Origin of the sequence: Vibrio sp. (assembly GCF_050299255.1) — a bacterium.
Taxonomy (GTDB): domain Bacteria; phylum Pseudomonadota; class Gammaproteobacteria; order Enterobacterales; family Vibrionaceae; genus Vibrio.
In genome coordinates, this window is record NZ_JBNKVP010000001.1 from 1 (window position 1) to 20,027 (window position 20,027).

General features: G+C 50.5%; 17 protein-coding genes and 1 other annotated feature. Of the genes, 8 read left to right on the top strand and 9 right to left on the bottom strand.

Features of this window, described 5'->3' with window-relative positions; translation table 11 throughout:
* Positions 1–165: 165 nt before the first annotated feature.
* From clpB to rluD, 3 genes are all read right to left on the bottom strand, one after another.
* Positions 166–2,739: an ATP-dependent chaperone ClpB gene (clpB, locus tag ACQY6F_RS00005; protein WP_428771174.1), complete on the bottom strand. Its 2,574-nt coding sequence runs from the start codon at positions 2,737–2,739 to the stop codon at positions 166–168.
* Positions 2,740–2,860: 121 nt separating this feature from the next.
* The gene (pgeF, locus tag ACQY6F_RS00010; protein WP_428771176.1) at positions 2,861–3,586 is read right to left on the bottom strand and encodes a peptidoglycan editing factor PgeF; all 726 of its coding nucleotides are present in this window, start codon (positions 3,584–3,586) and stop codon (positions 2,861–2,863) included.
* Position 3,587: 1 nt separating this feature from the next.
* Positions 3,588–4,565, bottom strand: a complete 978-nt coding sequence (rluD, locus tag ACQY6F_RS00015) for a 23S rRNA pseudouridine(1911/1915/1917) synthase RluD (RefSeq protein WP_428771178.1) — start codon at positions 4,563–4,565, stop codon at positions 3,588–3,590.
* Positions 4,566–4,699: 134 nt separating this feature from the next.
* Here rluD and ACQY6F_RS00020 point away from each other — a divergent pair, with 134 nt between their 5' ends.
* From ACQY6F_RS00020 to yjjX, 4 genes are all read left to right on the top strand, one after another.
* Positions 4,700–5,425, top strand: a complete 726-nt coding sequence (locus ACQY6F_RS00020; protein ID WP_428771180.1) for an outer membrane protein assembly factor BamD — start codon at positions 4,700–4,702, stop codon at positions 5,423–5,425.
* 448 nt (positions 5,426–5,873) lie between these two features.
* Entirely contained in the window at positions 5,874–6,206 is a 333-nt protein-coding gene (hpf, locus tag ACQY6F_RS00025; RefSeq protein ID WP_428771182.1) for a ribosome hibernation-promoting factor, HPF/YfiA family, read from the top strand.
* 96 nt (positions 6,207–6,302) lie between these two features.
* Positions 6,303–6,426, top strand: a sequence feature (Phe leader region).
* Positions 6,427–6,441: 15 nt separating this feature from the next.
* The gene (gene pheA, locus ACQY6F_RS00030) at positions 6,442–7,617 is read left to right on the top strand and encodes a prephenate dehydratase (protein WP_428771184.1); all 1,176 of its coding nucleotides are present in this window, start codon (positions 6,442–6,444) and stop codon (positions 7,615–7,617) included.
* Positions 7,618–7,672: 55 nt separating this feature from the next.
* Positions 7,673–8,206, top strand: a complete 534-nt coding sequence (yjjX, locus tag ACQY6F_RS00035) for an inosine/xanthosine triphosphatase (protein WP_428771186.1) — start codon at positions 7,673–7,675, stop codon at positions 8,204–8,206.
* Positions 8,207–8,212: 6 nt separating this feature from the next.
* Here the strand turns inward: yjjX and trpR are convergent, their stop codons facing one another.
* Positions 8,213–8,533: a trp operon repressor gene (trpR, locus tag ACQY6F_RS00040; protein WP_428771188.1), complete on the bottom strand. Its 321-nt coding sequence runs from the start codon at positions 8,531–8,533 to the stop codon at positions 8,213–8,215.
* Positions 8,534–8,591: 58 nt separating this feature from the next.
* Positions 8,592–10,538: a murein transglycosylase gene (gene sltY / locus ACQY6F_RS00045; protein ID WP_428771190.1), complete on the bottom strand. Its 1,947-nt coding sequence runs from the start codon at positions 10,536–10,538 to the stop codon at positions 8,592–8,594.
* A gap of 255 nt (positions 10,539–10,793) precedes the next feature.
* Between sltY and ettA the strand changes: the two genes are divergently transcribed.
* On the top strand, positions 10,794–12,461 hold the full coding sequence (gene ettA, locus ACQY6F_RS00050; RefSeq protein ID WP_428771192.1) for an energy-dependent translational throttle protein EttA: 1,668 nt from the start codon (positions 10,794–10,796) through the stop codon (positions 12,459–12,461).
* Positions 12,462–12,642: 181 nt separating this feature from the next.
* Positions 12,643–13,017 (top strand): PilZ domain-containing protein, encoded by a 375-nt coding sequence (locus tag ACQY6F_RS00055; protein ID WP_428771194.1) that lies wholly within the window; start codon positions 12,643–12,645, stop codon positions 13,015–13,017.
* A 93-nt stretch (positions 13,018–13,110) separates the two neighbouring features.
* Here the strand turns inward: ACQY6F_RS00055 and tyrA are convergent, their stop codons facing one another.
* Together tyrA and ACQY6F_RS00065 are read right to left on the bottom strand one after the other, a co-directional pair.
* Positions 13,111–14,238 (bottom strand): bifunctional chorismate mutase/prephenate dehydrogenase, encoded by a 1,128-nt coding sequence (gene tyrA / locus ACQY6F_RS00060; RefSeq protein WP_428771196.1) that lies wholly within the window; start codon positions 14,236–14,238, stop codon positions 13,111–13,113.
* Positions 14,239–14,254: 16 nt separating this feature from the next.
* Positions 14,255–15,328 carry a 3-deoxy-7-phosphoheptulonate synthase gene (locus ACQY6F_RS00065; RefSeq protein ID WP_428771198.1) on the bottom strand — a complete coding sequence of 358 codons (1,074 nt, stop codon included), beginning with the start codon at positions 15,326–15,328 and terminating at the stop codon, positions 14,255–14,257.
* 236 nt (positions 15,329–15,564) lie between these two features.
* On the opposite strand from ACQY6F_RS00065, the gene ACQY6F_RS00070 reads away from it, so the two are divergent.
* Both ACQY6F_RS00070 and btsR read left to right on the top strand, forming a co-directional pair.
* On the top strand, positions 15,565–17,229 hold the full coding sequence (locus tag ACQY6F_RS00070; protein WP_428771200.1) for a LytS/YhcK type 5TM receptor domain-containing protein: 1,665 nt from the start codon (positions 15,565–15,567) through the stop codon (positions 17,227–17,229).
* A gap of 11 nt (positions 17,230–17,240) precedes the next feature.
* Positions 17,241–17,960, top strand: a complete 720-nt coding sequence (gene btsR / locus ACQY6F_RS00075; protein ID WP_428771202.1) for a two-component system response regulator BtsR — start codon at positions 17,241–17,243, stop codon at positions 17,958–17,960.
* Positions 17,961–17,988: 28 nt separating this feature from the next.
* Here the strand turns inward: btsR and nagZ are convergent, their stop codons facing one another.
* Positions 17,989–18,978, bottom strand: coding sequence for a beta-N-acetylhexosaminidase (gene nagZ, locus ACQY6F_RS00080; protein WP_428771204.1), 990 nt, complete (start codon positions 18,976–18,978; stop codon positions 17,989–17,991).
* Between the two features lie 24 nt (positions 18,979–19,002).
* Positions 19,003–19,851, bottom strand: a complete 849-nt coding sequence (locus ACQY6F_RS00085) for a MurR/RpiR family transcriptional regulator (RefSeq protein WP_428771206.1) — start codon at positions 19,849–19,851, stop codon at positions 19,003–19,005.
* Positions 19,852–20,027 lie beyond the last annotated feature (176 nt).

A 20,027-nucleotide genomic window follows, 5' to 3' on the forward strand; every position in this document is an offset into this window, starting at 1 on the left:
CGGAGGGGCATTATAGGCGTCGAATAATGAAAGACAAGCGATTATTTACATAAAGCCTGGTTCTGTGATTTAACCGCTCAAGAATCGACCATTTCAAGCGCAATATAAGTAAGGGAGGCGGAATTGCCTCCCTTATATCGAGTAAAACCTCGTCTGAAATAACCGTTACTGATGAGCAATAATCTGATTATTACTTTCCACCAGCTGGATTTTTTTATCGGGCAGCAACTTGCCGGAAAGAATATCTTTGGCCAGCGGGTTCTCGACACTCTGCTGAATTGCTCGTTTTAACGGTCGTGCACCATATACAGGATCGAAACCTACCTGAGCTATCAACTCCAGTGCTTTATCCGATACTTCCAGGATATAACCTTTTTCTTCCATTCTCTTCGCTAGTCTGCGCAGCTGAATAGAAGCAATCGCTTTAATGTCTTCCTGACCAAGTGGATGGAAGACCACGCTTTCATCAACCCGGTTAAGGAATTCTGGCCGGAAGTGCTGGCTGACCACTTCCATTACGATGTCTTTAAGCCCCTGATAGTCGAGTGAAGCAAAATGTTCCTGTATTCGGGTTGAGCCTAAGTTAGAAGTCATGATCACCACAGTGTTGCGGAAATCTACCGTGCGACCCTGCCCGTCGGTTAACCGGCCATCATCGAGCACCTGAAGCAAAATGTTAAATACATCCGGGTGCGCTTTTTCAACCTCATCGAGCAGAATCACTGAATAAGGTTTACGGCGAACGGCTTCTGTCAGGTAACCACCCTCTTCATAGCCTACATAACCGGGAGGCGCACCTACCAATCGGGCAACCGAGTGTTTTTCCATAAACTCGGACATATCGATCCGAACCATGGCATCTTCGCTGTCGAACATAAAGCTTGCCAGTGTCTTACACAGCTCGGTTTTACCAACCCCGGTCGGACCAAGGAACAGAAATGAACCTATCGGACGGTTAGGATCCGATAATCCGGCACGACTACGGCGGATGGCATTTGATACTACTTCTACCGCTTCGCCCTGACCAATCACTCTTTCGTGCAGCACATGTTCCATACGCAGTAGTTTTTCTTTTTCTGCTTCGAGCATTTTCGATACCGGGATACCAGTCTGTTTCGACAACACTTCGGCGATTTCATTATCGGTGACTTTATTACGCAACAAAGTCATTTCCTGCATCTCAGCTTGCGTAGCCAGATCGAGCTGCTTTTCCAGTTCCGGAATACGACCATATTGCAGTTCAGACATCCGGTTCAGATCACCGGCACGGCGGGCAATGTCCATGTCCATCCGAGCCTGCTCCAGTTCCGCTTTAATATGCTGGGTGCCGGAAAGGGCGGCTTTTTCCGCATTCCAGACTTCTTCCAGTTCGGCATACTCCCTTTCCCGCTCAGACAACTCTTCGTTTAATGTCGCCAGGCGCTTTTCGCTGGCCTCATCAGTTTCATTGCTCAGCGCCTGCTGCTCAATTTTCAGCTGAATGATTTTCCGGTCTAATTTGTCCAGAGCTTCCGGTTTGGAGTCGATTTGCATTCGGATGCTGGAAGCTGCTTCATCGATTAAATCGATAGCTTTATCCGGCAGTTGCCGGTCAGACACATAACGGTGCGACAAACTTGCCGCCGCCACTATGGCCGGATCGGTAATCTCAACATGATGGTGTAACTCATAGCGCTCTTTTAAACCGCGCAAAATGGCGATGGTATCTTCCACCGTCGGCTCGTCGACCAATACTTTCTGGAATCGGCGTTCCAGCGCCGCATCTTTTTCCAGATACTGGCGGTATTCATCTAAAGTGGTGGCACCGACACAATGCAGCTCACCTCGGGCCAGGGCAGGTTTGAGCATGTTACCCGCATCCATTGAGCCTTCACCTTTACCGGCACCGACCATGGTGTGGATCTCATCAATAAACAGAATGATGTTGCCTTCTTCTTTGGCCAACTCATTCAGGACCGATTTCAGCCGCTCTTCAAATTCACCACGATATTTGGCACCAGCCACCAGCGCACCCATGTCGAGTGCTAATACCCGCCGGTTACGCAGTCCTTCAGGGACTTCATTGTTGACAATACGCTGCGCCAAGCCTTCAACAATCGCCGTTTTACCTACACCGGGTTCACCGATAATCACCGGGTTATTTTTGGTCCGGCGTTGCAGTACCTGGATGGTTCTGCGGATTTCATCATCACGGCCGATGACAGGGTCAAGCTTGCCCTGCTCTGCCCGCTCAGTTAAATCGATGGTGAATTTTTCCAGCGCCTGGCGCAGTTCTTCCGCATTAGGATCATTAACATTCTGGCCACCACGGATTTTATCTATCGCCTCACTCACTTTCTGCTCTGTCAGGCCGACTTCTTTTAACAGACTGCCTAGCGGGCCTTTATCTTCCAAGGCCGCCAGTAAGAATATCTCTGATGAGATGTAGGCATCTTTACGCTTCTGGGCCACTTTGTCACAAAGATTAAACAGCGTCCCCATGCTGCTGGACAACTGAACGTCGCCACCGATGCCACTGACTTTAGGCAGACGGTCAAGTATTTCCCCCAACTTTGAACGTATTTGGGTAACATCAACATTTAGCATGGTCAACAGCGGCCGTATCGGGCTGCCATTTTGATCAAGCAGAGCCACCATTAAGTGGACCGGTTCAATATATTGATGATCACGCCCTAACGCCAACGACTGTGCATCAGAAATCGCAATCTGGAACTTGCTGGTAAATCTATCTAGACGCATATCAACCTTCTTAACCTCAACTGAGATGAGCATTCTTAACAGTTAAAAAGATGGTTACTCAATGGTCTATTTTCAAGGGCAGGATGATCAACTATCACAGTTACAACAGTAACTGTGAGCGTTATTCCATCCAGATGAAGGTCGCTTGCCGTCCGGTGACTCCGTCACGGCGGTAAGAATAGAATCTTTCTGGCAACGAATAGGTACAGAGGCCGCAGTCAAACACCTGACCGACGCCAGCCAGTTTCAGGCGTAGCGTAGCCAGCTGAGCCATGTTCGCCCACCACTTACCAGGATCATTGCCGGGGCGAAATGCCTGTTTGGCCTGTGGATGTCTATCGGTAAAGGCGGTCAGCACATCCTCGCCGACTTCAAAGGCGTCGGGGCCGATAGCGGGGCCGAGCCACGCTAAAATTTCACCGTCAAATTTCTCCACAGCCAGCTCAAGGATGCCACTGGCTAACCCACGCCAACCGGCATGCACTGCCGCCACCTGATCGCCATGTGTGTTGGTCAACAGAACAGGTAAGCAATCAGCTGTCATTGCACAGCAGACCACACCCGCTTTCTGGGTATAGGCGCCATCAGCATCGATGATATCCGCTGTAGGACTGGTTATTTCGGCTACTACAGTGGAATGGGTCTGATTGAGCCAAACGGGATGACTCGGCATCGCCGCCTGCTGTTGCAGCAAGTGGCGATTTTTCACTACTCGGTCCAAATCATCCCCAACATGGCTTCCCAGATTCAACCCTTGATAAGGAGCCTCGGACACACCACCCACACGCGTTGATGCAAAGGCTTTAATATTTTTTGGTGCAGGCCAGTTAGGTACGATCAAATCCATATTAAAAATCTTGCTCCAGACCATGCTTCTCTGCATCCTGGCGCAGGGCTTCGGTCATGATTACCATATCGTCAGGTACCGGCGCATGGAACTCCAGCGGTTCGTCGGTAATCGGATGGTTGAATCTAAGCATAACCGCATGTAGAGCCTGACGATCAAACTGACGGATCATCTCTGCCAGTTGTTCCGTCGCTCCTTGCGGAATTCGTGCTCGGCCACCGTAAGCGGTGTCACCCAGCAGAGGATGCTGCAGGTAAGCCATGTGAACCCGGATCTGGTGAGTACGCCCGGTTTCCAGCCGCAACCGAATCCGGGTATGTTCACGAAAATGTTCCGCCACCCGATAGTGCGTAACGGCTGGCTTACCCATAGGACTAACCGCCATAAGAGTCCGCTTAGTGGCGTGACGTCCGATCGGCTGTTCCACTTTCCCGCCTGCGGTCATGCGGCCAATAGCAATCGCCTCATATTCACGGGTGATGTTACGTTTTTGCAGCTCGCGAACCAAACGGGTTTGTGCCGGTACCGTTTTCGCGACCACCATTAAGCCGGTGGTGTCTTTATCCAAACGGTGCACAATCCCCGCCCTAGGAACTTCGGCGATATCGGGAAAGTGATGCAGCAGTGCATTCAGTACTGTACCGTCCGGAGTCCCCGCCCCGGGGTGAACAACAAAGTCACGCGGCTTATTGATCACGATAATGTCGTCATCTTCATAGACAATATCCAGCGGAATATCCTGGGGTAGCCAACGCACTTCATCCTCCAGCTCGGCCTGCAGTTTGATGGTTTCGCCTCCCATAACTCGGGTTCTGGGTTTGGTGACCACTTCGCCATCGACCTGGACTTTGCCTTCGAGTAACCACTCTTTGAGTCGTGAACGTGAAAAATCGGAGAATAGCTCCGCTATCGCCTGGTCGAGTCGCTGCCCTAACTGGCTTTCTTTTATGGTGTTGGTTAATTCAATCTGTTGGGCCATATCGAACTTTTTAAAAAACCGTGAGACTAATACTCACTACTGTGAAAAAATAGATGATTGATTCATTGTATCTGTTACTGCTAAGAAAGTAACGAACACCAAAAAATATTTACTGCAAGGATTTGTCTGCTGACATGAAAAAGCATACGTTATCAGGTTTATTAGCTTTATCTCTGTTGTTCGGCTGCTCAAGCAGCGAAGAAATCGTCCCTGATGTGGCTCCTTCCGAACTCTATTCACAAGCTCAAGAAGCCTTGCAAAGCGGCAACTGGGTTACCGCAAAAGAAAGACTGGAAGCGTTAGATACCCGTTACCCATTCGGAGCATACACCGAACAGGTCCAACTGGATTTGATTTACACCTACTACAAGAATGACGATCTGGCATTGGCTCTGGGTACCATAGAGCGTTTTACCCGCCTCAACCCGACCCACGACAAACTTGACTGGGTGCTATATATGCGTGGTTTGACCCATATGGCTCAAGACCGTAACTTTATGCACGATCTGTTCAATGTCGATCGCAGCGATCGAGACCCTGAGCCAGCCAAGGCCGCGTTTATCGATTTTCGTCGCCTGCTGGAGCGATACCCGCAAAGTCCGTACGCGGCCGATGCGCAAAAACGGATGATCGCTATCAAAAACCGCCTGGCGGATTATGATCTTGCTACTGCGGATTTCTACCTGCGCCGCAAAGCCTGGATCGCAGCGATAAAACGTTCACAAGAACTGCAGAAAGCATTCCCAGGTACTGAAGCGGCCCGCAAGTCGCTGCAAATCCAACTGGCAGCCTACCAAGAGCTGGGACTGGATGACGCGGTTGCCCGCACTGAAGAGCTTATCAAGCTAAACGCGCTGTGACTCTAGTTTAGCTCGCCACTGCTATTTACTAAAACCGCTGTCCAACAGCGGTTTTTTTGACTGTTTACGTATCGTGGTCAGAAAAAAACCTGTCACACTCCCGCTCTCTGAGCCATTAAAATAGGTAAGCGAATCTCGACGGTTTGAATAAAAATCGGATAAGGATCACAAAGTGGGATTGAACAAGAATTGAACTCTGATGAATTTTAGGCTGTAACAATTCCCTAAAAAACCAGTGATTTTTAGTGTGCTACTCTTCCCAATCTAGCGGTCTGACAACAAATCACAAGCTTTTTCTACTGTGTGATTCGACAGTTCTTGAAACAGATCACATTTAGTTTTCTCCTTGAAAAAACGCCAAATATTAATGATACAGATCACATTTTTTCCTCACTAAAGCAGTAATCTGAAGTTAACCCATGAGGGATGCAACAGAGGAAAAACAACTATGACAGTAAACATCACCGGTAAAAACATCGACATCACCTCTGCAATCCGTGCTCATATCGAGAGCAAATTTAAAAAACTGGAAAAGTGGCAAGTCGACATTATTTCATGTCAGGCCAGCTTCAGTGAGGAACCGAATAAACAGAAAAAATTCGAAGCTATCATCACCGTTCCAAAAGGCCAGTTGGTCGCATCTGCAACCCATGAGGATCTGTATATCGCCGTAAATGAAGTGGAACAAAAGCTGGAGCGACAGCTCAATAAGCTTCGTCATAAACCTGAAGCCAGACGAGCAGAAAAGCCGACACTGGAAGAGGAAGAAATTTCCGAATAGACCAAATTCAACGATAGCGCCGCCAGGCGCTATTTTTTTGCTTGACGCTACCATGTCGCTTGCTTATTGTGTTTAGACACCGATTAAACGCGCTAGTAATATGAACCCACTGTTTCTTTTTGACTTCTTTTTTAACGCCAGCCATTTTGGAGGCTAGCTCGTTGACGAAAAACAGGTCAAAAACGAACAGAAAGCCTCCCACCAGGGAGGCTTTTTTATGAGCAAGGAAATTTTCATGACAGATAAACAATACTCACTGGACGAGATTCGACTGCGTCTGAACCAATTAGATGACCAATTGCTTAGTCTGCTGTCTGAGCGACGCAAGATGAGTATTGAAGTGGCGAAGAGCAAGGTGGAAACGTCCAAACCAGTGCGTGATGCCGATCGTGAACAGCAATTACTGGTCAAACTGATCACCAAAGGCCACGATAGCTACGGTTTAGACGCCCAATATATCACTAAGATCTTCCACACCATCATCGAAGATTCCGTGTTGCTGCAGCAATCTTATCTGCAAAACCTAGCCAATCCGCAGAGTCGAAAACCACTCGCCAGAGTCGCTTTTCTCGGAGCCAAAGGCTCCTATTCCCACCTGGCCAGTCGCGAATTTTTCAGCCGCAAGAATATGGAGCTGATCGAACTCAACTGCGAGCATTTTAAACAAGTAGCCAGCACGGTTGAGTCCGGACACGCCGACTATGGCGTGCTGCCAATTGAAAACACCAGTTCCGGCTCGATTAACGAAGTGTATGACCTGTTGCAACACACTACGCTGTATATCGTCGGCGAACTGACACTGCCGATTGAGCACTGCCTGTTGGCAACATCCGATATCCAGCTCGAGCAGCTAACCACGCTTTATTCGCACCCACAGCCCCACCAGCAGTGCAGTGAATTCCTCAGCCACTTGAAAGGGGTAACGCTGGAATCCTGCGCCAGCACCGCAGATGCAATGCAAAAAGTCAAACAACTCAATCGTGATGATGTCGCGGCGATCGGCAATGCCACCAGCGGCAAGCTGTATGGCCTGCAGCCAATCCAGGGCAATATCGCCAACCAGACCGAAAACCATACCCGCTTTATCGTCGTGGCGCGCAAGCCGGTGGAAGTGTCGCCGCAAATCCCGGCCAAGACGACCCTGATCATGTCCACCTCCCAGGAAGCGGGTGCTCTGGTAGAAACACTGCTGGTATTGCAACGTTATGGCATCAATATGACCAAGCTGGAGTCACGCCCGATCATGGGTAACCCTTGGGAAGAGATGTTTTATGTTGATCTGGAAGCCCATCTTGCCTCAGAGGAGATGCAGCAGGCGATCGCTGAACTGACCAAGCTAACTCAACACCTTAAGGTGCTGGGCTGCTACCCGAGTGAAAACGTCAAACCCACTCAAGTGAAACTGATATAATATCCGGCGACTTACAGCACTGGCGAAAGCCAGTCATCAGCTTGAAAGGAAGACTATGCAAGTTCAACATGTGATTGTCGCGTCGCTTAACCCGGCCAAAATCAACGCGGTGGAAAGCGCGTTCTGTACCGCTTTTCCAGAGGTCAACTGGCAGTTTGAAGGGGTTAGCGTACCGAGCGGTGTCGCCGATCAACCGATGTCCGATCAGGAAACTTATCAGGGAGCGCGCAACCGGGTAGCCAATGCGAAACAACAAAAGCCGGGGGCGGACTTTTATGTCGGTCTGGAAGCCGGTATAGAAGCTGATGTGACTTTCGCCTGGATGGTGATTGAGTCTTCGACTCATCGCGGCCAGTCACGCTCGGCCAGTGTCATGTTGCCACCAGAAGTGGTTGAGAAACTGGCGGATGCCAATGAATTAGGTGATGTGATGGATGAAGTGTTCGGTACGCAGAATATTAAACAGAAAGGTGGCGCGATTGGTTTGCTGACCGATCATCAGCTGACGCGCAGCTCGGTCTACCATCAGGCACTGATCCTGGCCCTGATCCCGTTTAGCAACCCTGACCACTTTCCAGCCAACCTGTAACAGCGCTTATTCGCCGTCGCGCTGTGACGGCGAATCCATCATTAATAACTGGGCAATCTGCTGCTTTTCCTGATCTGTTCTGGCTTTCAATTCATTAGAGCCACGTGTGATGGTAGCGACACCTACGCCCAGCATCTGGCTGATCTGACGCTGCGACAACTCACCTTTCAACAACTCACAGACAATATTAACTCGCGCGACCATAGCGCTACGTTCATCCGGTGTCATCAGCATAGTCAGCAACAATTCATGCTCACCCGTTTCGGCCGCGCCGGCAACCAAATCGAGTATCTGTTGCCAATCGCTATATTCTGGTTGGGTCGACATTTCCTTTCCCCGACAGATAGAGATGGCTAGATTGTAGGGCCTTGCACGTTGAATGTAATCAATATTTTGTCCGTACTTCCGCTTCGGTCAAAAAGGCACCATCTACCCCCATCAAATCACGATAGTAGGTTTCAAACATCAGGATATTTTGTACATAGCCCCGCGTTTCACGAAACGGTATCGCTTCGATGAAGGCATAAGCATCCAGCTTTTCTGCGCTGGCTTCGCGCCACCGTTTTACCCGGTGAGGGCCAGCATTATAGGCCGCCAGGGCAAAGATGCGGTTATTGTCGTACTGCTTGAGCAGACTGCTGAAGTACTGGCTGCCAATTTCGATATTTTTGCCAATCTCGTACAGATCATCGGCCCCCTCATAGCTGAGGTTAAATTTCTTGGCGGTATATTTTGCCGTTGAAGGCATGATCTGCATAATGCCTCTGGCTCCGACCGGTGACTGGGCTTCCACATCCAGCGCACTCTCCTGTCTGGCCAGCGACATTAAAGTAACCGGGCTAATACCATGCTTTTCGCCGTAGAAGTTAAACCACCATTTATGCGCAATGGGGAAACGCATTTCCAAGTTGTCCCACATTTTAGCCTGAATACTGGCCGTCACGGTCAGGTGGTGCCAGCGCTTAACCGCAGCATAGGCCGCTAACATCTCGCGTTCGCTGGCGGGAACCCGCTGCAGTAACCAGTACCATTCACTTTTAGCCGCTGCAATTTTATCACGGGCAATCAACTCGGCAATTCGGCTTAAGCTGGCTTGATAGGGCTTGAGCTGTTCTCTCTTCAAACTCACCGTAGTGGTCGGATATACCACCGAGCGTCCTACTTCCGTTGCTGCCGCTACACTATAGAAATTACGCTGTCCTAACAGCGCTTCCAGCCGCTGTACTCCCTGACCGCGCTTGCCCGAATTGAGTTCGCTGCGCCCCAGCCAGTACTGCCAACGTAGGTTGCTTCTGGCCTGCTCGGGCAGTCGGTTAATCCATTTGGCTACATCAGACCAATCGGCCTGCTGAATAGCCAGACGCACCCGACGCTCGATCAGCGCTACACTGCTGGACTGAGCAATGGTTTGATCTCGCCAGGCAATGCTGTTTGCGTTTTCCGCATCAAATAGATAGCCGGCAATATAGTCAGCCAGTGGCTTAGATTGGGCGGGCTCAAATTCGAGCGCCCTGCCAACCGGTTCGAGGGCTTTTCTGGCTTTATCTGCATCTTGTCTGGCCAGTTTTTCCAGCGCATATTGCGCCTGCATACGACTGATACGATTGGCTGGCTGCGATTTGGCAAACTTAACGACACTGTCTGGTTTACGCGCCAGCGCTAACATACTCTCAGCGGTCTGCTTGGCTTTTTTGCCTTTTAACTGCTTGCTGAGATAACTCATCAAACTGATATTGCGGCTGTCAAATGCCAGCAACATTCGCTCAATGATCAGGTTATCTGATTTCTGTCCGGCTTGGTCCAGTGCTTTAAACAGCGGATCGCACTCGTCAGCGATACTTTGCCCGCTCAGCCATAGCTTCTTAGCCCCTTTAAAGGCGGACTCTGTCTGTCCGGTTTCCAGCTGCGCCCGATAGTAGAGACACTGATAGACCTCACCTCTCGGCTCTGCGGTCTGAAACTGCAGTAGCTTCTGCCACTGCTGGTTGCTGGCCAGTTGCTGCAGGTACGGTGCCCGAATGCGGTTGGAAAACGGCAACTCACTGTATTGGCTGATAAACTGTTCAACCTGCTGGGGGGATTTTTCGGCTAGCTCGAGAATAAATATTCGGTAGTCCAGATAAGGCGTCAGGCTGTAATCTGATAATTTGTCTCGCAGTGCCTGATAGGCGTCCAACTGGCGATCGTCGAGCATCTGCTGGGCTTGGTCGTACCATTCACGCTGAGAATGAAGATCTGCCGCGGACACAGATAAAGAATACACGCTGCCGCAGGTCAAGGCACATACGCTGGCAAGCCAGCGGGACGGCAATTTTGAAAACAGTTGCGTCATCTCGTCACATCCTGAACGAATTATTTATCGGGACTCCTATTAATGCTAATTGTAAGCAAGGTTGCAAAGTCTTACGGAGAAAATCACAAATAATTCACCACAGCGTGACTTAGCTGACCATTCCCTGTCAGCCTTGCTTACAACTTGCTCAACACAAATCAATGCAAGGGAATCGCTGCCGGGCGGGTAACAAAACCGCTGCGATTGGTATAGAATGCAGCGTTACTTCTTTTACTGTTTAGGAACGATCCGGCAATGGCTGAATACGTATATACCATGTCGCGGGTGAGCAAGATTGTGCCACCGAAGCGGCAGATCCTTAAAGACATCTCACTGAGCTTCTTCCCTGGAGCGAAAATCGGGGTACTTGGTCTAAACGGCGCAGGTAAATCGACCCTGCTGCGCATCATGGCAGGCATTGATACTGATATCGATGGTGAAGCCCGTCCTCAACCCGGCTTGAATGTGGGCTATTTGCCGCAGGAACCGGTGCTGGATGAGAGCAAAACCGTACGTGAGGTGGTGGAAGAAGCCGTCTCTGATGTTGCCGGTGCCCTGAAGCGTCTTGATGCCGTATACGCCGCATATGCTGAGCCGGATGCCGATTTTGATGCCTTGGCTAAAGAGCAAGGTGAACTGGAAGCGCTGATCCAGGCCAAAGACGGCCATAATCTGGACAATGCACTGGAACGCGCCGCAGATGCCCTTCGCCTGCCTGAATGGGATCAGAAAATCGCCAACCTGTCCGGTGGTGAACGACGCCGCGTGGCCATTTGTCGCCTGCTGCTGGAAAAACCAGACATGCTGCTGCTGGACGAACCGACCAACCACCTGGATGCTGAATCCGTTGCGTGGCTGGAACGCTTCCTGGTGGATTACACCGGTACCGTAGTGGCGATTACCCACGACCGTTACTTCCTGGATAACGCCGCTGGCTGGATTCTGGAACTGGACCGTGGTGAAGGTATCCCATGGCAGGGTAACTACACCTCATGGCTGGAGCAGAAAGACGCCCGTCTGCAACAAGAAGCGTCGCAGGAAAAAGCTCGCCAGAAAACCATCGAGAAAGAGCTGGAATGGGTTCGTCAGAATCCAAAAGGCCGCCAGGCGAAATCTAAAGCGCGTATGGCTCGTTTTGAAGAACTGCAAAGCTCTGATCACCAGAAACGTAACGAAACCAACGAGCTGTTCATCCCGCCAGGTGAGCGCCTGGGTGACAAAGTGCTCGAAGTGAAGAACCTGAGCAAATCATTTGACGGTCGCGTGCTGATTGATGATCTGTCGTTCAGTATGCCAAAAGGTGCCATCGTCGGCATCATCGGTGCTAACGGTGCCGGTAAATCAACCCTGTTCAAGATGCTGAGTGGCGTGGAACAGCCTGACTCGGGCAGTATTGAGATGGGCGATACCGTGAAACTGGCGTCTGTGGATCAGTTCCGTGATTCAATGAACGACAAGAACAGCGTCTTCCAGGAGATTTCCGAAGGTGCCGACATCATCAAGATCAACAACTTTGAAATTCCGGCGCGCGCCTACTGCTCTCGCTTTAACTTCAAAGGCTCCGATCAACAGAAAGTGATCGGCGAACTGTCTGGTGGTGAGCGTAACCGTGTCCACCTGGCGAAGCTGCTGAAAGCTGGCGGCAACGTTCTGCTGCTCGACGAACCAACCAACGACCTGGACGTAGAAACTCTGCGTGCACTGGAAGAAGCGCTGCTGGAATTCCCGGGCTGTGCCATGGTTATCTCGCACGACCGATGGTTCCTGGATCGTATCGCGACTCACATCATCGACTACCGTGACGAAGGTCAGGTGAACTTCTACGAAGGGAACTACACCGAATACATGGACTGGCTGAAGAAAACCCTTGGGCCTGAAGCGGCAGAACCACACCGCATCAAGTACAAGCGTATTACTAAATAAGCTCTGTCTAGTTTTATGTGTCAGGCCGCCTTTGGGCGGCCTTTTTTGATCTACCCGGCGTTTTATCAATCACAGTTCGAAAAGTTAGGCATTTCAGGAGCTAACCCTCAGTCTTAAGGCAGATTTCTGCTAGGCTTCACAGTACATCTCTAATGGAATATTCAGCAGAGCGAGTATCATCATGCCTGAGCGCCGCCGCTTTTCCCGCATTGTCTATCGAGCCCCTGCCACTCTGACTCAAGGGGAACATCAGCTAGCCTGCCACGTGCAGGATCTGTCGATGCATGGTTTATTGCTTTATAGCGACGCGGACTGCGCCAATCTGGATCCTGAGCATCCGGCATTCATCTCTTTTATTCTGCCGGGCAGCGACATTGAAATTGATCTCAGCGCTCGGCTGGTCGACGTGGGATCACAAGTGTTGCGGGTCAGCATCGACCATATCGATATCGACAGCATCAGCCACCTTAAGCGCCTGGTTGAGCTGAATGTTGGCGACGATGCCCTACTGCACCGTAATATTGAATATCTCTCCGACCTTGGTGATCATAGCTGATTGCTCCGCGCCATTATGACCACAAAAAAGGCACTGAACCCGTCAGTGCCTTAGACAATCAATCAAGCCCGAAGTGAGCAGAAGCTGCCAGCGTTAACCGCGATGGATGGAATCGTTGGCCTGCTTAAGCAAGTTCTGGCTCTCCCGCATAAACTGCTCAGAATACTGACCAAACCACTCGCTGACCGAGTTAAACTGCTCGATAAATGCCTGTTTATCACCACTTTCCAATAGCTGCAACGCATTGCCAAAACAGCTATGGAAGCGACGGATCATCTCAACGTTCTCTTGTGACGACAGAATAATATCACCATACAGGTTAGGATCCTGGGCAAACAACCGCCCGACCATCGCCAGCTCCAGCCGGTAGATAGGCGAACTCAGGCTGAGCAAAGTATCCAGGCTCGGATTCTCTTTGCTCAGATGAAGGCCGTAAGCGAATGAAGTGAAGTGACGTAGCGCCTGGATCAGAGTCATACCGTGGTCGTGATCTTCCGCATTAATCGGGCACAAGCTGGCACCCCAAATGGCAAACTGTTGCAGCAGCCACTGGTACTGCTCGCCACCACGCCCTTCACAATGAATAATCACCTGCTTGGCCAGGCTAGGTACATCCGGGCCGAACATCGGGTGCAGTCCGACCACTGGACCCGAATGGGTCGCTAACATGGCTTGTAGCGGCTTAGACTTAATGGAGGTCAGGTCACACAAGATGCACTGCTGCGGCAACTTACCCAGTTTGGCGATAACCTGTTCAGTCAGATGGATAGGGACAGACACCATGACCAGTCCCGCCCCGGCCAGAATCTGCTCGGCATTGTCCCAGTCCTGGCTGCCCAGGATTCTGACCTGGTAACCAGACAAGCGGAACATGCGGGCAAACAGGCCACCCAGTTGACCGTGACCGCCGACGATCACCACCGGGCCGAGCTCAGGCTTGAGGCATTTGAAGCCGGAATCTTTCTCACTGGCGTAGGATTCACGCATAGTGCGACGCAAAATATCTTCAATTAATTGTGGTGGTACACCGATCTTTTCCGCTTCAGCACGACGGGAAGCCAGCATCGCCGCCTCCCGGTCAGGCGCATAGATAGGCAATCCATGCTCACTTTTCACTTCTCCGACTTTTTCCACCAGGGCCAGACGTTGCGACAACAGCTCTAACATCTGTTTATCGACTGAATCTATCTGGTCGCGCAATTGATTGAGTTCTACAGCCATTCGACTTCCCTTTCCATTAACCTTTCAGCCGGTTCTCTAAAAACGGCACCAGCTCTTGATGAGCATGACGTAATAGTGCCTCAGTCGAATCCCAATTGATACAGGCATCGGTGATAGAGACGCCGTATTGCATCTCAGAAATCGCTAAATCTGAAGACTGGTTTCCTTCATTGAGATGACTTTCGATCATCAGGCCGATGATCGACTTGTTTCCTTCACGAATCTGATGAATCACATCTTCTGCCACCAGCGGCTGACGGCGGTAATCTTTGCGAGAGTTAGCGTGGCTACAATCGACCATCAATGCCGAATCCAGCCCGACTTTACCCAGCTCTTCCTCACATTCCGCTACCGAAACTGAATCGTAGTTGGTCTGTTTACCACCACGCAGGATCACGTGACCATTAGAATTGCCCTGGGTGGTCAGCAGTGCCACTTGACCTTCACGGTTGATACCCATAAAACGGTGGCTGGATGACGCGGCCTGCATCGCGTTGATCGCCGTCGACAGGCTGCCGTCTGTGCCGTTTTTGAAACCGATAGGCATCGACAGACCACTTGCCATTTCACGGTGTGTTTGCGATTCGGTGGTACGGGCACCAATCGCGGCCCAGCTAAAAGTGTCTGCCAGGTATTGCGGGCTGATAGGATCTAACGCTTCCGTCGCCAGCGGGATTTCCATTTCAGCCAGTTCAACCAGCAGATCACGTCCGACATGCAGACCGTGCTCAATATCAAAGCTGCCATCCAGGTGCGGGTCGTTGATCAGGCCTTTCCAGCCTACCGTGGTACGCGGTTTTTCGAAGTACACCCGCATTACAATGTATAATTGATCACTGAGCTGCTCAGACAGGGCCTTAAGACGTTTGGCGTATTCTTTGGCTGCGTCGACATCGTGAATTGAACATGGGCCACAAACCACCAGTAAACGGTGATCTTTCTTATGAATGATGTTGGCAATGGTCTGACGGGATTCTTGGATAAAGCGGCGCGCTTTGTCACTAAGAGGCAGCTTCGCTTTCAACTCGTCCGGAGTGATCAGTACCTGTTCATCACTGATATTAATATTACTCAATTCACTTTTTTGCATGACTCGACCTGTATTTTATTTTTTACACCTAGAGGTGATCTTGGGCTCCCCTCTCTATAGCCAACAAATTAACAGCTACAAAAACAAAATCAAGTGTAAAAATAAAGAAACATTTGATGTAAATAAATATTTACACAAAGAGTTTCATACTCTATTTGGCTAAATTGCCGCATAACCGCTGTTATCAGCAGCATAACTTACCTAAAATGGGGATGTCACCGCCATCGGAAAGCGTTATGGATCTTGTCTCTTCTCTGCTGCAACAAATGAGCGTCTATCTGGTACTGGCTTATATGCTGAGTAAAACGCCGATTTTCCTACCTCTGCTCAGTATCTCTGGCCGCTTAAGTCATAAGATCATCGTTTACGTGCTGTTTTCACTGTTTTGCATCATGGGCACTTATTTTGGCTTACAGATCAATGATGCGATAGCCAACACCCGAGCAATTGGCGCGGTCATGGGCGGCTTATTCGGTGGGCCGGTTGTCGGCACTCTGGTGGGACTGACCGGCGGCCTGCACCGCTATTCATTGGGCGGCTTCACCGATCTGGCCTGCGCGATTTCCACCACTGCAGAAGGGCTGATTGGCGGGCTGATGCATGCCCACCTGATGCGTCAGGGTAAAGGCGTCAAGCTGTTCAACCCCAGTGCGGTGTTTGCCGTCACGTTTGTTGCCGAAGTGGTGCAGATGCTGATTATTCTGCTCGTCGCCAAACCGTTTGATCAGGCCTATACCCTGGTTTCGGCCATCGCCGCGCCAATGATCATCGCTAATTCGGTTGGTGCAGCGCTGTTTATGAGCATACTGCAGGACAGGAAAACCATTTTTGAAGAGTATTCGGCCACCTTCTCGCGCCGGGCGCTGAATATTGCCGAGCGCTCGGTCGGGATACTCGCAACCGGTTTCAACAGCCAGAACGCCGATAAAATCGCCAGAATCGTCTACGAGGAGACTAACGTTGGCGCGGTCGCCATTACCGATCAGGAAAAAATTCTGGCCTTCGTCGGCATTGGTGATGACCACCACAAACCGGAAACCCCGATCTCGTCGCAAAGCACCATCGACGCCATACAACACAACGTCATTATTTATCTGGACGGAAAAGAACGCCCCTATCAATGCTCGATCTCGCCGAAATGTAAACTCGGTTCTGCATTGATCATCCCTCTTCGTGCCGGGGACCGGGTGATTGGTACCATAAAACTGTACGAGCCGAAGCGGAAACTGTTTTCGACCATCAACATGTCGATGGCGGAGGGTATCGCCCAGTTACTGGCCAGCCAGATCCTCTATGGCGACTATCAGCAGAAACAGTCCCTGTTAGCCCAGGTCGAAATTAAACTGCTGCACGCTCAGGTCAACCCGCATTTCCTGTTCAACGCCCTCAACACCATCAGTGCGGTGGTCCGGCGGGATCCACAGAAAGCCCGTGAACTGATCCAGCACCTGTCGCAGTTTTTCCGCAGTAACCTGAAGCAGAATATCGAAACCGTGACACTGCAAGAGGAGCTGGAACACGTCAACTCCTACCTGACCATCGAAAAAGCCCGCTTTACCGACCGGCTTGAAGTGGAGATCAACATCGATGATTCCCTACTAAAACGGGAACTCCCCAGCTTCACTCTACAACCCTTGGTCGAAAATGCGATAAAGCACGGTATTTCTCAGTTGCTGACCGGCGGGAAAATCAGTATATACAGTCAGCCTGTCGCGGATGGTTATCGAATTACGGTAGAGGACAATGCCGGCAGCTATAGTAAACCTAAGGACGAACACTCCGGACTGGGTATGCAGATCGTCGATAAACGCCTGACTAATCAGTTTGGCGCGGTAGCCGCACTACACATTGAAGTCCTGAAAAACCAATACACCAAAATGAGCTTTATCATTCCCAATTAAGGATTAAGGAAATGCTGACAGCCCTGGTCGTCGATGACGAGCAATTTGCGCGCGAAGAACTGACTGAGTTACTGGAAGAGACCGGACAGATCGAGGTTATCGATCAGGCCAGCAATGCCGTCGAGGCATTGAAAAAGATCAATCAACTGAAACCCCAGGTGGTGTTTCTCGACATCCAGATGCCGCAAATCACCGGCATTGAAATTCTGGCGATGCTCGATCCGGATTCGATGCCGAAAATCGTTTTTGTCACCGCTTACGACCAATATGCCGTTCAGGCCTTTGAAGATAATGCCTTTGACTACCTGCTCAAACCTGTCGATGAAAAACGGCTGGCAAAGACGGTACAAAGACTGGTGAAAAGCGAACTTGCCGCCGGACCGGATCTGACTGTGCTCGCCCCCAGCTCACTGGATCAGGTACCCTGCATCGGCCATAACCGGATTATGATTATCGCCACCCAGGACATTGAGTGTGCTTACAGTGATATTGCCGGGGTCCAGGTCAAAACTCATGACCAGACGGCCACCAGCCAACTGACGCTGAAAACACTGGAAGAGAAAACGCCACTGGTGCGCTGCCATCGACAGTACCTGGTCAATATCAAAGCGATCAAAGAAATTAAGCTGATGGAAAACGGTCTGGCCGAGATCATTACCTTAAGCGACCACCCAATTCCGGTCAGCCGCCGCTACCTGAAAACCCTCAAAGAGCTGCTTGGCTTCCACTAAGCAGCCTTTACTCTGATCGTTTATCGAGCTACCCCTGTTCCACCAAAGGCGCCAACGCTTGTCTGGCTGAACGCCACTCCGCACTGCGGGTGAGCTGCGACAGGCTAAACTGCTGCCGTTTGAGTAACGCGGTTGCCTGACCGACTTGCGTGATCGGCAGCGCGTCCAGAACCTGTTCCTGAGCGCAGCGCTGATTACACACCAACAACATATCACACCCGGCATTCAGAGCCTGCTTTGCGCGCTCGGCCGCACTGCCCATCACCGCGGCCCCTTCCATAGTCAGATCATCTGAGAAGATAATCCCGCTGAAACCAAGCTGCTGGCGCAATACCTGTTTCAGCCAGAAAGGCGAACCACTGGCGGGATTGGGATCATAATGGGGGTAAACCACGTGAGCCGGCATCACCGCATCCAGGCTGCCCGCTTCAATCTGAGCGCGAAATATCTGCATGTCAGTAGTAAAAATATCGTCTCTGTCATCGAAAGGCGTCTCAAGGTGCGAGTCGGCAATCACGCCACCGTGGCCGGGAAAATGTTTCCCCGTGGTCGCCATACCGACACTTTTCATGCCATGCATGAATGCGCTGCTCAGGCGTATGATGTCGGTGACGTTATCCGCAAAGGCGCGGTTGCCTATCGCCCGGCAGTCATGGCCTTTGTCCAATACAGGTGCAAAGCTGAGGTCGATATCATGGGCAATCAGCTCCGCGGCCATTAACCAGCCAGCCTGCTGCGCCAGCTGCTCGCCATTATCATACTGAGCATACTGCTGTGCGGCCGGGATCAGACTGAAACCATCTCTGAACCTTTGCACCCGTCCGCCTTCCTGGTCGACGCCAATTAACAGCGGACGCTTTGCCGCCTGGCGAATAGCCTGGTTCAAAGCCAGTAACTGCTCGCTGTCATGGTAGTTGCGGGCAAACAGGATCACCCCTCCCACGGTCGGGTGCTCTAGAATTTCTTTATCTTCTACGCTTAGCTCACAGCCTTCCACGTCTAGCCACAACGGTCCCATAAGGTTTCCTTCATTATTTCTATGCTATTGTTTTAACGCCGCCACCGCGGACTTACTTTGTTCAATTAACTGGTCAGCCTGCTCTTCTCGCTGAGTCAATGCAATGAAGAGTAAATCGGTAATCATCAATTGACTGTCACGCGCTGTTATCGACGAGCTACGAATCTGTTCTTCATCGGCTGCGCTGATCAGTTTGATATCCGCATATTTGTCCAGAGGCGTCGGCGCAAACTGGCTGACGGTAATCACCTTAGCGCCTTTGCTTCGTGCCAACTGTGCAATTTTAATCACTTCTTGACTACGCCCTGAATAAGACAAGGCGACCAGGACATCTTTGTTGCTCAGGGCAGATGCGTTGGCAATCTGCACATGAGTATCGTGTTCGGCGTGTACCGCGTGACCAATTTTCATCAGCTTGAACGCGAGGTCTTTCGCTACCAGCGAAGAAGCACCAACACCTGCGACCTGAATCTTTTCCGCCAAATGCAAATACTGGGCAGCGTTTTGTACCTGTTCGCCGTCATTGAGGATTACGGTGCGTTCTAATGATTGGTGCTTACTGGCAAGCAATTTTTCCATCACCAGATCAGGAAGGTCATTACGGGTAATTGAACCATGAATCATTTTGCGCGAAACGGGCTGATAGGCAAGTTCACTCTCATACAGCTTGAGCTTCATTTCAGAAAAACCGTGATAACCGATCTTCTGGCTGAATTTTACAATCGTCGACTGACTGACACCGATCGCTTTGGCTAGTTCTGGTGACGAGCTTTTCTTAACTTGCTGTGGATGATCCAGCAAGTATTGACCAATTTTCGCGTCAGATGGAGAAAGCTTGGGCAATAATGCTTTCACTTTTGCCAACCCTTTCATAGCCAGTCGCCTCGTCGAAGTAATCGTAAACTGTATTAGGAATAGTTAGAGTGTAACGAATTTCAGTTTAATGTTGGAATAAGTATTCCTTCACCTTATCTTATTTGGAATAAAAATAGCAGAACTCTGATACTCCGCTCACACAATCCAACTGGTGATTATTCCAGCAAGGAATA